At 47.5% G+C, this 14,928-nt stretch carries 15 protein-coding genes and 2 tRNA genes; 12 read left to right on the top strand and 5 right to left on the bottom strand.

What is annotated here, in order from left to right:
• Positions 1-277 precede the first annotated feature (277 nt).
• Positions 278-817, bottom strand: coding sequence for a rubrerythrin (gene rbr, locus B2U90_RS00775; RefSeq protein ID WP_059076391.1), 540 nt, complete (start codon positions 815-817; stop codon positions 278-280).
• A 200-nt stretch (positions 818-1,017) separates the two neighbouring features.
• On the opposite strand from rbr, the gene B2U90_RS00770 reads away from it, so the two are divergent.
• Positions 1,018-1,791, top strand: a complete 774-nt coding sequence (locus tag B2U90_RS00770; protein ID WP_059076392.1) for an SDR family NAD(P)-dependent oxidoreductase — start codon at positions 1,018-1,020, stop codon at positions 1,789-1,791.
• Positions 1,792-1,856: 65 nt separating this feature from the next.
• Here B2U90_RS00770 and B2U90_RS00765 read toward each other — a convergent pair whose 3' ends face one another.
• From B2U90_RS00765 to B2U90_RS00755, 3 genes are read right to left on the bottom strand one after another with little or no spacing between them, the layout of a single operon-like run.
• Positions 1,857-2,417 carry a hemerythrin domain-containing protein gene (locus B2U90_RS00765; RefSeq protein WP_059076393.1) on the bottom strand — a complete coding sequence of 187 codons (561 nt, stop codon included), beginning with the start codon at positions 2,415-2,417 and terminating at the stop codon, positions 1,857-1,859.
• A gap of 16 nt (positions 2,418-2,433) precedes the next feature.
• Entirely contained in the window at positions 2,434-3,024 is a 591-nt protein-coding gene (locus tag B2U90_RS00760; RefSeq protein ID WP_113855082.1) for a hypothetical protein, read from the bottom strand.
• A gap of 15 nt (positions 3,025-3,039) precedes the next feature.
• Entirely contained in the window at positions 3,040-3,264 is a 225-nt protein-coding gene (locus B2U90_RS00755) for a DUF1858 domain-containing protein (protein ID WP_200817499.1), read from the bottom strand.
• Positions 3,265-3,527: 263 nt separating this feature from the next.
• Between B2U90_RS00755 and B2U90_RS00750 the strand changes: the two genes are divergently transcribed.
• From B2U90_RS00750 to B2U90_RS00735, 4 genes are all read left to right on the top strand, one after another.
• The gene (locus B2U90_RS00750; protein WP_059076395.1) at positions 3,528-3,971 is read left to right on the top strand and encodes an Rrf2 family transcriptional regulator; all 444 of its coding nucleotides are present in this window, start codon (positions 3,528-3,530) and stop codon (positions 3,969-3,971) included.
• Positions 3,972-4,103: 132 nt separating this feature from the next.
• The gene (gene pyrF / locus B2U90_RS00745; protein ID WP_292016845.1) at positions 4,104-4,817 is read left to right on the top strand and encodes an orotidine-5'-phosphate decarboxylase; all 714 of its coding nucleotides are present in this window, start codon (positions 4,104-4,106) and stop codon (positions 4,815-4,817) included.
• 6 nt (positions 4,818-4,823) lie between these two features.
• Positions 4,824-5,411: an orotate phosphoribosyltransferase gene (gene pyrE / locus B2U90_RS00740; protein WP_059076397.1), complete on the top strand. Its 588-nt coding sequence runs from the start codon at positions 4,824-4,826 to the stop codon at positions 5,409-5,411.
• Positions 5,412-5,432: 21 nt separating this feature from the next.
• Complete coding sequence (locus tag B2U90_RS00735; protein ID WP_059076398.1) at positions 5,433-6,368, top strand: hypothetical protein; 936 nt, start codon at positions 5,433-5,435, stop codon at positions 6,366-6,368.
• A gap of 49 nt (positions 6,369-6,417) precedes the next feature.
• Here the strand turns inward: B2U90_RS00735 and B2U90_RS00730 are convergent, their stop codons facing one another.
• Positions 6,418-7,317 carry a DMT family transporter gene (locus B2U90_RS00730; RefSeq protein WP_075581493.1) on the bottom strand — a complete coding sequence of 300 codons (900 nt, stop codon included), beginning with the start codon at positions 7,315-7,317 and terminating at the stop codon, positions 6,418-6,420.
• A 172-nt stretch (positions 7,318-7,489) separates the two neighbouring features.
• Between B2U90_RS00730 and B2U90_RS00725 the strand changes: the two genes are divergently transcribed.
• From B2U90_RS00725 to B2U90_RS00695, 7 genes are all read left to right on the top strand, one after another.
• Positions 7,490-7,756 (top strand): hypothetical protein, encoded by a 267-nt coding sequence (locus B2U90_RS00725; protein ID WP_292016844.1) that lies wholly within the window; start codon positions 7,490-7,492, stop codon positions 7,754-7,756.
• 221 nt (positions 7,757-7,977) lie between these two features.
• Positions 7,978-8,922 carry an aspartate carbamoyltransferase catalytic subunit gene (locus tag B2U90_RS00720; RefSeq protein ID WP_059076401.1) on the top strand — a complete coding sequence of 315 codons (945 nt, stop codon included), beginning with the start codon at positions 7,978-7,980 and terminating at the stop codon, positions 8,920-8,922.
• A complete protein-coding gene (locus tag B2U90_RS00715) occupies positions 8,906-10,195 on the top strand; it encodes a dihydroorotase (protein ID WP_059076402.1) in 1,290 nt (429 codons plus the stop codon). Before B2U90_RS00720 ends, B2U90_RS00715 begins: the two co-directional genes overlap by 17 nt.
• Positions 10,192-11,250, top strand: a complete 1,059-nt coding sequence (locus tag B2U90_RS00710; protein WP_059076403.1) for a carbamoyl phosphate synthase small subunit — start codon at positions 10,192-10,194, stop codon at positions 11,248-11,250. Before B2U90_RS00715 ends, B2U90_RS00710 begins: the two co-directional genes overlap by 4 nt.
• The gene (gene carB, locus B2U90_RS00705) at positions 11,251-14,454 is read left to right on the top strand and encodes a carbamoyl-phosphate synthase large subunit (RefSeq protein WP_292016843.1); all 3,204 of its coding nucleotides are present in this window, start codon (positions 11,251-11,253) and stop codon (positions 14,452-14,454) included. It abuts the gene before it with no gap.
• Positions 14,455-14,734: 280 nt separating this feature from the next.
• A tRNA-Thr gene (locus tag B2U90_RS00700) sits at positions 14,735-14,810 on the top strand.
• Between the two features lie 7 nt (positions 14,811-14,817).
• Positions 14,818-14,903: transfer RNA gene (locus tag B2U90_RS00695), tRNA-Tyr, on the top strand.
• The last annotated feature ends 25 nt before the right edge of the window (positions 14,904-14,928 follow it).

The raw sequence follows: 14,928 nt of genomic DNA, 5'->3' as shown, positions 1-14,928 counted from the left end.
CTAGCTTATGCTAGTGCTTTTTTTGTGTGGTTCGTGATTAGTGGGAAGTGAGGAGTGGCGGTTTCCTATCCTCCCAGGGTAAGCGAATAATAAAAGGGTGGATTTACCCAGATTTTCTTTCATGAGATAATATACCATCATCCGATAGGTAATCTGAGAGCTTTTTCTAACGTCCGGCATTTTACATACACAGTTTGATTTTACGCTTACGTAAAAAAACAAGAACCACATATAAAATGGTTCTTGTTTTTTTCGGTATCACATTACTATATTCTTATTAATAGTTGTCGTTTTTCAATTCGAAGAAGGACTGGGGATGAGCGCATACGGGGCAAACTTTCGGTGCTTCATCAGCTTCGACGATGTATCCACAGTTACGGCAGACCCATGTTCTCTTTTCAGGTTTCTTGAAAGCGGTACCGTTTTCTACATTTGCCAGCAGTGCCAAATACCGTTCTTCATGATGTTTTTCGATTTCTGCTACTTTTTCAAATAAATAGGCAATCGTATTGAAGCCTTCTTCACGAGCTTCTTTTGCAAACGTCGGATACATTTCGGTCCATTCATAATGTTCACCGGCAGCGGCGTCTTTTAATGCATTGATGTCATTTGGCAATTCGCCACCGTTGAGCAGTTTGAACCAGATTTTTGCATGTTCTTTTTCATTATTGGCTGTTTCTTCGAAGAATGCTTTGATTTGTTCGTAACCGGCTTTTTTAGCTACACTGGCATAGTAGGTGTATTTATTGCGTGCCTGAGATTCACCAGCAAATGCAGCCTGTAAATTTTTTTCAGTCTTTGATCCTTTTAATTCCATAACGTATAACCTCCTATATTCTTTATCAACTAAATCATTTCTCTTTCGATGTTTGTATTGTAACATCTTCCACCCATCTTGTCAACAAATAATCAATATTAAATAATAAAAATATGATACGCTTTAATGTGGACAGGGGATTTGTGCTGCCGGGAGAAGCATGATATCATATTCATAGAAAACAGGATAGGAGGTTCAACATGGAATTAGGATTGAAAGGAAAAGTAGTTGTCATTACGGGTGGTACGGCTGGCATCGGCGCGGCCTGCGCCATCGGCTTTTGCCGGGAGGGAGCAGCCGTTGCTGTCTGTGGCAGAACTCAGAAGAGAATCGAAGCGTTTAATCAGGAATGCCACGCGGCAGGTGTGACCGTATTTGCGGCTCAGGCTGATGCCGGTAATATAGAAGAGCTGCAGCGGTTTGCTGACGAGGTACTGGGCCAATATGGTCATATCGATATCTGGATAAATAATGCCGGCATCAATATTGGCAAAAAACTTATGGATATTACCTTATCAGACTGGGAAAAAATGGTGCGGGTCAATCTGACAGGTGTCCTCTTTGGGACACAGATTGCTGCCCGGGCTATGGGCGAAAAAGGCGGCGTTATTTTGAACGCTTCTTCCTACGCTTCGCTTGTCCCTTCTGTGGGAGGTACGATGTACGGTGCTACGAAAGCAGCCGTTACGAATATGACAAAGACGATGGCAGCTGAACTGGCTCCCCAGCATATCCGGGTCAATGCCTATGTACCTGGTGTGATTGATACTCCTATGAATGCGGACCGCATTGCTGCTGATATTACGGGATCACTCATCGATGCGATTGCCCTCCACCGGGTGGGTTCTCCCGAAGAAATGGCTAAGGTTCTTATTTTTCTGGCATCGGATGCAGCCAGCTATATTACCGGTACTACTATTGAGGTTAGCGGTGGCAAATACGCCGTACAAAATTCTAACGTCCTGTGGAAATAACCTGGACCGTGTAATAAATAAGGACCGCTGCCCGGATATGGGGCGGCGGTCCTTGTCTATTCTTATTATGCGATATGATATTTATGTTCCAGTCGTTCCAGCAGAGACAGATAAGGAGCAGCAAAATCCTGTCCTTCTTCTTTTTCCATATTATGAACTGCAGCATCAATCTTTTCTTTTATCTCTGCCGGCAGGCTGCGGTCTGCCATAGGGTATACGACCGTATTTTCTTTATCGACATGAGCCTGCAGGCGGTTTACATAGGCCATGGCTTCTGTCAGGATCTGGAGTTTATATAACGTATCAGGATGAGCCTGATAGTTTTTCAATGCGTCATCCAACGCACGGACATGGGCACGGATGAGATCATGCTCAACAAGCATGCCGTGATTAATGATGACGGAGGCGATTTTTTCCAGATGTTGTACCATTTCGGGAAATAAGACAAGTTCTTCCCGGCGGTGATGATGTCCGTCTGCATAGGTACGGATAAATTTCAGAATTTCTGTAAATTCATTGCAATCGATGGGGGAACCATCCAAAATAGCACAGCAGGCCTTTTCTATTACCTTCAGCATCCGCGAAATATTGGCATGCTGTTTTACCATAACTTCTGTACAATACATACGTATCCTACCTTTCTCAGGCGGCTTTTTTCACGATATGGAATGAGCCGTCTTCTTTATGAAGAAATGAATAATCGGTGTGGGATAACAGGCCAGCTATCAGAGCCTGACGGAGCAGATAATACCATTGACCATGTCCCTGCCAGTAATCACTGTGGATGTCAGCAGACTGTATCCAGGTAATGACATCATCACTGCTGTGAGAGACGCGGTTAATCTGATCACACGGCATACCGTCGAGGAGCAGGTCATCGAGACGGTGGAATGCTTCCGGCGCGGTAGCAGCTTGCAGGTTTTGGGCGGCACCAAAATCGCCAGCTGCTTGTTCCAGCACTTTCAGACGGGTTTCATCAGAGCCGGCAAGGTACAGGACGAGGCTGGCATACCGGGTTTCTGCATCCTGGATGCGTGTCTGCAGCCAGCCATGAATATTGGTTTCGTCAATGATTTCATCAAGCTGACGGCGGTCCGGGCAACTGAAACGGGTCAGATCTTCATCGTTCCAGCCTTTCTGTACGGCGCAGGAAATGAGAGCGTCTATAAGGGATTCCTGAAACTGTATTTTGTGATATAACCAGAAATGGACAGGTCCTAAAAATTTACTCATAATCTGCTTCCTCCTTTATGCACGATGTGCCTGAATGGTGGCGTTGACGGCGGCCGTTACGGTGCGGGCGTCGAGGCCATGTACATAGCAGGCATTTGCCAGGCTTTCCTGCTGGGATGACGGGCAGCCCAGGCAATGCATACCCTGTTCCAATAATGTGTCTACTACTTCGGGGTAGCTGCGCATAATGTCTCCCATGAGCATATCTTCTGTTACGGTCATTGTTTTTTCATTCATCATATATTCCTCCTGTTGAAAATATCTATGGATTTATGTGACTTATCTTTGTCTGTCTGTACTATAGCACGGATGTATCCTGTAAATCTGTTGTTATTACAACAGGAGGCAAAAGACTTTCCTAGACTTTGACTTCATAATGATATTTGACTAAAAACATAAAACAAGATTTTGTTTATCTACATCTGCTAAAAAGAGAGACAAGTGGGGGCTTTCCTGATATACTTTTGTATAATGAATGATAGATTGACAAAGAGGTGTGAAGCATGCAGATTTCTACAAAATTTACTATTGCGATACATGTATTGACAGCTGTCCGGTATTTTTCCGGCAATTATAAAGTAACTAGTGATTTTTTGGCAGGCAGTGTAGGAAATAACCCGGTTATTATCCGAAATATCATGTCCCAGCTCCGGGAGGCTGGCGTTATTGATATTAAGCGTGGTCCCGGCGGCATTACCCTGACGCGGCCTTTGACGGAAATTACATTTCTCGATGTTTACCAGGCCGTAGAAAAGAAGCCTGATGAAAGCCTGTTCCATTTTCATGAGCACCCCAATGATAAGTGTCCTGTTGGCAGAAATATTCATCAGAGTCTGGAAGGAATTCTGGATGATATACAGCAGAAGTTTGAAGAAGAATTGCAAAAACATACGTTGCAGGATGTATATGACCGGGCCGTGCAGGCTATTAGCCATGAAGCCATGTAATGCTTAGTGGTACGGGCCGTCAGAGAAAGGCTTTTAGTTGACACTCTATATAAACCATGTCATAATTACATAGATATGCCTTTAAAGCTGTGTGATTGCAGATTGGCAATACGTTGTGACAGGAGGAATACCATGGCAGATGATCGTATTATTACAGCTCTGGATGTACATTCGCTGGAAGATATGAAACGTCTCGTAGAAACTTTAGGAGATCGCATTTCTTTCTACAAAGTCGGTATGGAGCTGTTTTATAGTGCCGGACCTGATACGGTACGCTATCTGAAAGAACAGGGGAAACATGTGTTTCTGGATTTAAAACTTCACGATATCCCTAATACCGTAGCCCAGAGCGTACGGGCCCTTACCCGTCTGGGAGTGGATCTGATGACTCTTCATGGAATGGGAGGCAGATCCATGATGGAAGCTGCGGCAGCAGCTGCACGGGAAGAATCGGCCCGCCTGCAAATTGCCCGGCCCCGTCTGCTGGCTGTAACCATCCTGACGAGTATAGATGAAACGGCATGGAGAGAAGTAGGAGGAGCCTGCAGCATTGCTGAAGAAGTCAAAAAGCTGGCGGCCCTGGCTAAAGAATCGGGTATTGATGGAACTGTTTCGTCTCCCTATGAAGCGCAGGAAATACGGGAAATGAATGGCCCGGATTTTCTGATTGTTACTCCGGGAATCCGTCCGTCCTTTGCTGTAGCAGATGACCAAAAACGCTTTACGACGCCATCTCAGGCATTGCATGATGGAGCATCTCACCTGGTCATCGGACGGCCTATTACGAAAGCGGCTGATCCGGCATGTGCTGCCGATAAAATTTTAGAAGAAATACAGGAGGTATGATTGGCAATGTTATCTGAAGAAGAAGTAAGACAATTATTAGTAGAAACGAAAGCTGTATTGGAAGGTCATTTTCTTTTGACATCCGGCCTGCACAGCCCCTTATATGTAGAAAAATTTAATGTCCTCCAGCATCCGGAATATACAGAAAAGCTTTGTAAGGAACTGGCAGAACGGTTTAAGGATCAGAATGTCCAGACCGTTATGGGGCCTATGACGGGCGGTATCCTGCTGGCTCATGAAGTCGGCAAGGCTCTGGGTACACGGGCTATCTTTACGGAAAGGGAAAAAGGCGTCATGACACTGCGCCGGGGATTCCATATTGAACCGGGCGAACGCGTTCTGATTGTAGAAGATATCGTGACTACTGGCGGAAGCGTTCAGGAAGTAGTCGATGTAGTCAAAAAAGCTGGTGGCGTCATTGTCGGAGTCGGCCTTCTCGTTGACCGCAGCGGCGGCAAAGCCGAATTCGGCGTACCTAAAGATAAGGTGCAGGCTCTCCTTCATCTGACGGTTCCAACATACAAACCGGAAGAATGCCCGCTTTGCAAACAGGGAATTCCCATGACGGAACGGGGCAGCCACCATCTGAAATAACTTGTAGGAGAGATTGTTACTATGGATATGTTATGGGCTATTTTGCCTTTCTTTAATGCAGGCTTGGTAGCAGCTGTCTTTGCCCGTTTTACCGGTGTCAATATGAGCATGTGTACGCTCATGACGCTGTTGTACATGGGGGCAAAGCCGGTTGAAGCAGTGGTCGCCATGCTGCTTTTCAATGTGTTTACGTATTTCACGATTTATTCTCAGCAGCATCTGATGAAGTTAAAGGAATTTTATTTCTTTCCCGGTTTTAAACTGGCAATTCCTATTCTGGTCATGATAGCGCTGACGGCTCTGAATGCCTTTTTTGGTATTGTATTTTTTGTCGCCGTCTTTTTATTGGAAATCTTTGCAAAAGTATATTTTGCCATGGATAAAAAAGTGCGCCCCGCCCGGCAGCAGCTTGTCACATTATGTGCCATCGGATCAGTCTGTGTCGTGGCAGGCGTAGCATTGGTGCAGTTCCTGCCTGCTGAATACTATTATATTTTTGCCGGCATCATGATACTGGCCTATGCGTTCCTTATGTGGCGCAGTGGCAACCGCAATCAGCTTACGGACATATGGGATAAGCTTCTTTATGGAAGTGCGTTCGTTACGGGGCTTACAGGCATCGATGCGTCGGACTGGTTTGCGGCCATGCGGCGAAATACACCGTCTGCCTTATCGCGGTGCTATCCCATCGTACTCAATACGGCTATGGTCATCGGACTGATTGTATCCTATTTCCTGTATCAGTACTTTTCTCTGGGGTCGCTGTTTACTTCTATTGGGGCGGCCATTGGCATCCGCCTTTTCGGACTCTACGAACACAGTACGCGTTCCCATTTTTCCTACCTGGCTCTGGGACTGACTGTACTTACTGTATTGATTTTTATGCTGGTCCAGCCTGTGCCGTCGGGATTCCCGGAAGTTCCTCTCGGTGTCGGTGATGATGCTTTTACATGGTAAATAATATTATAAAAAACTGGCTTTTCCGTTTAGAGGAAAGCCAGTTTTTTTATGCAGGCTGCCTGCGCTGAAGTGTGACAAGAAATACGGTAGCCAGGATGCAGGCGAATCCGATGAGTTCGGGAAGATAGAAAACGGTACCGAGAAAAACAGCCGATGCAATAGAGGAGGTTACCGGTTCCAGTGTTCCCAGCAGGGTGGCTTTGACAGGACCGATGTCACCGACGCCGCGCAAAAAAAGATTGTATGTCAGGACCGTACCGATGAGTACGACGGCGGCCAGAAGCAGATACCCTGTCATATCGAGGTCAGTGGGAATGGTCCAGGGTTGCAGGAAACAGCAGAAAACGACTCCGCCGATGAACATGCCCAGGGCGTTGACAGTAATACTGCCCCAGTGCCAGACCAGATCCTGTGCCAGAAATGAATAACAGACACTGGCGACGGCTGTAATCAGTCCCCACATAAGGGCCTTGGAAGACAATACCATCGTAGATGGGTCTCCGTTGGTAGCGATGAGGAAGACGCCGGCCAGAGCCAGAAAGACGGATAGTGTTTCGGCCCGTGTAGGCAGGCGGTGGCCGCGGAAACAGACGATGACAGCCATCATCACGACACATAACGTCTGCAGGACGGCGGCCGTACCGGCATTGGCATATTGGATGGTCGTATAAAATGCCGTCTGACTCATGAGCAGGCCAAAGATAGAATAACAGAGAAGCAGAATGACATTGCGGCGTATCTTCAGCATGTCTTTCATCGCTCTATAATGAGGAGCTGCCATGAGCATCAGAAACAGACCGGCGCCGATGAGGCGGACGCTGGAAATCCAGAACGAATCAATGGTGTAATGGTGGAGCAGATACTGGCCGGCCGTACCGGTCAGTCCCCAGATAACTGCACCACCGCCAGCACAGAGATAACCCCTCAGATAATGGCGTTGTGGCACGATGGAATTCCTCCTGTAATGTATTTCCTTTATTGTAACATTTTTATGAGAGGAATACAGCCGGAAATTTTTACTTCCAACAGGCCTGAGGCACTTGACGGAAGTGGTACAATAGAAAGAGCATGGATGAATTATTTGCAGTCGTCTGGAGGCTGTTGTTTCAGGAGGATACATGAAAAAAAATACAAGTTACAAGGTACAAGTCAGTGCCGGAACGTTGATTCTGGCTATGCGGGATTATTTCCAGGCGCGCAGAGACGGGCGGACAGAAGAAATGGAAGCCCAGCTCCGGCTGGCCGAAGCCTGCATCAATGATATGGAAGAAGAAGCCGGTCACATAGCCGAAGCCATAGCCGATGCGGATGAGTATATGGAGGAAGAAGATTTCTGGGATGAGTCGGAAAACATGTATGTCAATGTACCAAAATGGTATAATTAAAAATTTTTTTGTCAAAAATTTTCCTTGACTTTAAAAGGACATCTATATAAAATAATAAAGAAAGATTCAGGCGGCAGTCCTGTGAGGCTGCGCTGATTCTGTTGATTTCTATACGTACCTTTAATATAGTCCAGAGAGGCTAAAAAGGGACATATGTTACGTATGCCTTGATATGACCTTTGCCTTTCGGCGAAGGTCTTTTTTTACAAAGGAGGATTTCCATGGTCAGTATACAGGGCAAAAGCCTGTTGGGATTGCAGGGAGTACCCAAAGAAGAAATCGAGCTCGTGCTGCGCGTTGCCAGAAAAATGAAAGAAGTTGTCAATAGCGACAATAAAAAATTACACCTGTTACAGGGTAAATCTATTGTCAACATGTTCTGGGAACCGAGTACGCGTACACGGGGTTCTTTTGAAATGGCTGCCAAGTATCTCGATGCTGATGTCATCAACTTCACGCCGAGCGGCAGCTCTATCCAGAAAGGAGAAAGTTTCCGTGATACTCTTCTGACAGTAACGGCCATGGGAGTGGATGCCATCGTCATGAGACACAAACAGGAAGGGTCTCCTCTTTATGCCAGCAAATGTGTTTCTCCGGTCATCATCAATGGTGGCGATGGTACGCATGAACATCCGACACAGGCTCTTCTGGACCTGTTCACTATCCAGGAAGTCAAAGGTCATATTGACGGACTGAAAGTAGTCATTGTAGGAGATATCGACCATGGCCGCGTAGCCCGGTCCAATATTTATGGCCTCAAGACGATGGGTGCTGATGTACACCTTGTCGGTCCGCGTACGCTGTTGCAGCCCGAACTGGCGGCCATGGGTGTTACCGTTCATTATGATCTCGATGAAGCCCTGAAGGATGCCGATGTCGTCAATGTACTGCGGATTCAGCGCGAACGTCAGGGTGTCGGCTTCTTCCCGGGACCTGGCGAATATAATACATTTTTCGGAGTCAACCAGAAACGGCTGAAGAACGCAAAAAAAGATGTACTTATTATGCATCCCGGTCCAATGAACCGCGGCATTGAAATTGATACAGATACATGCTACTGGACACAATCCTCCATTCAGGAACAGGTAAAAAATGGTGTTTCAGTCCGTATGGCTGTCTTATATCTGACTATCATGGGAGGCGATGACGTTGACATTACTCGTTAAAGGCGGCAGAGTGGTTAATCCGGCCGTAAATCAGGATGAAGTATGCGATATTCTCATTGAAAATGGTAAAATCAAAACTATAGGTAAAAATCTTCCTGCCGATGGGGCGGAAGTATACGATGCATCCGGTCTCGTCGTAGCTCCAGGATTTATCGATATGCATGTCCATTTGCGCCAGCCGGGTCAGAGTGCCAAGGAAACGGTTGTAACAGGTACCCAGGCTGCAGCCGCCGGTGGCATTACCCGCGTCGCTACCATGCCTAATACCAACCCGGTCATCGATAAAGCGATTCTGGTAGAAGGAATGAAATATAAGGCCGAACATGAAGGCGTCGTCAAAGTTGAAGTCATTGGTGCCATTTCCAAAGGACTGGAAGGTAAAGAATTATCTGCTATGGGCGGGATGGCAAAAGCCGGTGTCGTTGCTTTTTCTGATGATGGCCGTTTCGTGGAAGATAGTGATTTCATGCGGAAGGCTATGGAATATGCCAGCATGTTCCACAAAATCGTCATCGATCATTGTGAAGAAACATCTCTCGTATCCGGCGGCCAGATGCATGAAGGCATCGTTTCGGCAGAACTGGGGCTTAAAGGCAGACCGGCTGCGGCAGAAGACATTGCCGTTGCCCGTGACATCATTCTTTCGGAAATTACAGATACGCCTGTCCATATTGCTCATATCAGTACAAAACATGCCGTCGACATGGTACGCCGTGCCAAAGCTAAGGGACTTAAGATTACAGCCGAAGCGACACCACAGCATATGATTCTGACCGATGAAGCACTGCGTACGTATGATCCGCGGTTCAAAGTCAATCCGCCACTGCGTTCGGAAGAACACCGGGCTGCTGTCGTAGAAGGATTGAAAGATGGCACGATTGATGCCATCGTGACCGACCATGCCCCGCATACGTGGGACGAAAAAGATCAGGAATTCAGCCTAGCCCCGAGTGGTTTTGTCGGACTGGAAACGAGTGTAGGTGCTGTCCTGACTCATTTGTATCATACAGGAACGGTTGATCTCATGACGATTGTCCGCGCCATGTCTACCGCACCGGCCGGATTGCTGGGTCTCGATGCGGGCGTCATTGTTGAAGGAAAAGACGCAGACCTTACTATTATTGACCTCGACAAAGAATGGACGGTCGATGCCTCTTCGTTCTATTCTAAAGGCAAATCGTCACCTTTTGATGAAATGATTTTTACAGGTAAAGCCGTGGCTACTGTTGTAGATGGTGAATTCGTTATGAAGGACGGGGTGGTCTTAAAATGAAAGGATGCCTCATTTTAGCAAATGGACAGAAATTTTATGGACAGATGCTGATGGATACGCCGGCCGTAGGGGAAGTCGTTTTCAATACGGGCATGACCGGTTATCAGGAAACCTTTACGGATCCTTCCTATGCTGGCCAGATTATTACCATGACATATCCGCTTATCGGCAATTATGGTCTATTCCATGAAATCGAACAGGCAGATCGTCCCTATGCGGCAGGATTCATTGTCAGTGAATTGTGCGATATGCCCAGCAACTGGCAGAATGAAGGTAATCTTTCTACATTTATCATGACGCATCACATTCCCTGCTTGTATGGCGTCGATACGCGTGCCATCACACGGGCTATCCGCAGCCAGGGGGTAATGAAAGGTGTCATCGTACCGGAAACGATGGCAGAAGAAGATATTAAAGACCTCATGGCACAGCCTCTGGAAAAGATGCTGGTAAGGAAAGTGACGCCAGGCAGTGTGCGGCAGGTGGGACAGGGCCGTTATCACGTCGCTGTCATGGATTTTGGTGCCAAAGCGAATATCCTGAAAGACCTGATCCGCAATGACTGCCGGCTTACGGTTTTCCCGGCATATACGAAAGCCGAAGACGTGCTGGCCGTCCAGCCTGATGGTATTTTCCTTTCCAATGGTCCGGGCGACCCGCAGGACCTGCCGGAAATTATTGAAGAAGTCAAAAAACTGATAGGCAAAAAGCCGATGTTCGGCATCTGTCTGGGACATCAGCTTCTGGGTCTTTCCGTCGGAGCTAAAAGCCGCAAGCTGACGTTCGGTCACCGCGGTGCCAATCATCCCGTCAAGGATGTCCGTACCGGCCGGGTCTACATTACGTCCCAGAATCACGGGTACGTCATCGATGAAAACACATTGCCAGACGATGCTATCGTAACGCATATCAATCTCCACGATAAGACGCTCGAAGGGTTTGCCTATCCTAAATATAATTTCTTCTGCGTTCAGTATCATCCGGAAGCATCACCGGGACCGACAGACAATCTGTATCTTTTTGAACAATTTGTCAAACTGATGGAGGGGAAATAAATGATCGAAGGATTGAAGAAAGTACTCGTTATCGGCTCTGGCCCGATTATTATCGGTCAGGCTGCTGAATTTGACTATGCCGGTACCCAGGCCTGCCGGGCCCTGAAAGAAGAAGGACTGGAAGTCGTCCTGATCAATAGCAACCCGGCGACGATTATGACCGATGAAGACATTGCCGACCGGGTCTATGTAGAACCTATTTCCCTGGATTATGTGACAGAAGTCATCGAAAAGGAACGTCCTGATGGACTTCTGGCGACTTTAGGCGGCCAGGTCGGACTGAATATGGCAGTCGAACTGGCTAATGCCGGCGTACTGGAAAAATACCATGTGCAGCTCCTGGGCACGCGCCTTTCGGCTATTGAAGAAGCGGAAGACCGCGAACTCTTCAAAAAGGCCATGAAAGATATCAACCAGCCCGTACCGGAAAGTGATATTTTTGAAGACGTTCCGTCGGCTATGGCGTTTGCTGAAAAAATCGGCTATCCGATCATTGTACGGCCTGCTTTCACACTGGGAGGAACTGGCGGCGGTATTGCCTACAATGATGATGAGTTGTTTATGATAGCGACGCGGGGGATTAAACTCAGCCCTATCAACCAGATTCTCGTCGAACGGTCCGTAGCCGGGTGGAAAGAAATCGAATACGAAGTTATGCGCGATAAAGCAGATAACTGCATCATCGTCTGCAATATGGAAAATATTGATCCGGTCGGCATCCACACTGGCGATTCTATCGTCGTGGCTCCGAGCCAGACCCTGAATGATCTGCAGTATCAGATGCTGCGTACGGCTTCTCTGGCCATTATCCGCCGCCTTAAGATCGAAGGTGGCTGCAATGTACAGTATGCTCTGGATCCCAACAGCAACCAGTACTATGTCATCGAAGTCAATCCCCGTGTCAGCCGTTCATCGGCACTGGCTTCCAAAGCGACGGGGTATCCCATTGCCAAAGTTGCGGCAAAAGTGGCTACAGGACTGACTCTGGACCAGATAACCAACGCCGTTACGGGAAAGACGACGGCCTGCTTCGAACCGACGCTGGATTACTGTGTCGTCAAATTCCCACGCTGGCCATTTGAAAAATTTGCTCTGGCTGACCGCACGCTGGGAACGCAGATGAAAGCTACAGGGGAAGTCATGGCGTTGGACCGCTGCTTTGAAGGAGCACTGCTCAAGGCTGTCCGTTCCCTGGAAATCGGCGTTAATTATCTGAGCCTGAAGAAACTGGAATCCAAATCACTCATCGATATTGCAGAATTGTTGAAAAACCAGGATGATGAACGTATCTTTGTCGTCGCTCAGGCACTGCGTCTGGGAATCGGCTTTGATAAAATCCATTATATTACCGGATATGATATGTGGTTCCTGAAAAAAATCAAAAATATCGTCGATCTGGAAGATAACCTACGCCGCAATAATCTGACGGAAGATAATATCCGCCTGGCTAAACGCTATAGCATGCCGGATGCGGTCATTGCCCAGCTTACCAGCAAAACGGAAGAACAGGTCCGTGCGTTCCGGGAAAAACTGGATATCCGTCCGACATTCAAGATGGTAGATACGTGTGCCGCTGAATTTGAAGCTGCAACACCGTATTATTATTCTTGTTACGCAACGGAAGATGAAGTCAGACCGCTGGGAGATAAGAGCGTCATTGTTCTCGGGTCGGGCCCTATCCGTATCGGACAGGGGATTGAATTCGATTATTGCTCTGTCCATTCAGCCTGGGCCCTGCGCAAAGCCGGGATGAACAGTATCATTATCAACAACAATCCGGAAACAGTCAGTACCGATTTCGATACGTCGGACAGCCTGTATTTTGAACCGCTTACCGTAGAAGATGTCATGGCTGTCGTCGAAAAAGAAAAGCCCGTCGGCGTCATCTGCCAGTTTGGTGGTCAGACGGCGATTAATCTGGCAGCTCCACTGGCTAAACGGGGCGTAACCGTCCTTGGAACCTCTGTCGATGGCATGGACCGGGCAGAAGACAGAGAACGGTTCGATGAACTTCTGGCCAAGCTCAACATACCCCGCCCGGACGGCCGGATCGCGACGAGTGACACGGAAGCGATGCAGGTATCAAAAGAATTGGAATTTCCTCTCATCGTCCGCCCATCGTATGTCTTGGGAGGCCGGGCTATGGAAATCGTCTATACAGAAAAGGAATTGGAACGTTATCTGCGGGAAGCCGTCATCGCCTCTCCGGATCATCCTATCCTGATTGATGAATATATGGTCGGCCGGGAAGTAGAAGTAGATGCGATTTCTGATGGCAAAGATGTCTTCATTCCAGGCATCATGGAACAGGTGGAACGGGCTGGCGTCCATTCCGGCGACTCTATTGCCGTATATCCGCCACAGCATCTGGATAAGGCCATGATTGACCAGATCGTCGATTATACAACGCGCATTACCCTGGAACTACAGGTAAAAGGTGCCGTCAATATCCAATTTGTCGTATCGAAGGGCAAGTTGTATATCATTGAAGTCAATCCCCGCTCCAGCCGTACTGTACCATTCCTGAGTAAAGTAACGCATGTGCCTATGGTCGAACTGGCCACCCGCATAGCCCTGGGCGAAACGTTGAAGGAAATGGGATATGAAGGTGGACTCATGCCGGCAAAACCACATGTTGCGGCTAAAGCTCCTGTGTTCTCTTTCAGTAAGATCGGCCTGGCAGAAATTGCTCTCGGACCGGAAATGAAGTCGACTGGGGAAGTCATGGGTATAGGAAAGACCTATTCTGAAGCACTATACAAGGCTGTAAATGGCGCTAAGATGAAAATTCCTGCTGGTGGTACCATTCTGGTTACGGTAGCTGACCGAGATAAGGCAGAAGCACTGCAGCTGGCCCGCGGCTTCCAGGAATTGGGCTATCACATCATAGCCACTGCCGGTACGGGCAAATATTTCAATGAACAGGGATTCCCCGTCGATGTGGTCCGGAAGATTCATGAAGGCGGTACCAATATTGCTACGCTGATCCGCAATGGCAAAATTGATTTAGTCGTCAATACGCTGACCTTTGGCAAACATCCGGAACGGGACGGATTTAATCTGCGCCGTATGGCGGTCGAACTGGCAATTCCCTGCCTGACTTCGCTCGATACGGCCCGCGAAGTCCTGCGCGTCTTTGCCAATAAAGGCAAAGGACAGGGATATCATCATGTAGCCGCTTTGCAGGATTACGATCAAGAATAAGCAAGATACTATAGACAGCTCTTTGCAGGCAGTATGCCATGCAGAGAGCTGTTTTTTTCTTGCGTAGGATAAGCGTGTCGTGTCGGGGAGTTTCCTTGTGTATTATCAGGTAGTTTTTTTATAAATTAATTAAAATATTTCTTGCATTTTATTGGATATCATGATATACTTATCAAGTCGTCAGAACTAAGAACTGCTAATGAGTGGTTTGAAATGATTGAAAAAAGTACTTGACAGGATGAACATTCTCTTGTATAATCAATTACGTTCTGTTGAACAAGCCGACGTAGCTCAATTGGTAGAGCAACTGACTTGTAATCAGTAGGTTGTAGGTTCAAGTCCTATCGTCGGCTCCAAACGAATGGTGGGATTCCCGAGTGGCTAAAGGGAGCAGACTGTAAATCTGCCGGCGTTCGCCTTCGATGGTTCGAATCCATCTCCCACCACCATTTTTATCGCGGGGTGGAGCAGTTG

The organism is Megasphaera sp. UBA4233 (assembly GCF_002395615.1).
GTDB classification, from domain to species: Bacteria; Bacillota; Negativicutes; order Veillonellales; family Megasphaeraceae; genus Megasphaera; species Megasphaera hexanoica.
This window is presented reverse-complemented; position numbering and strand designations above follow the sequence as displayed.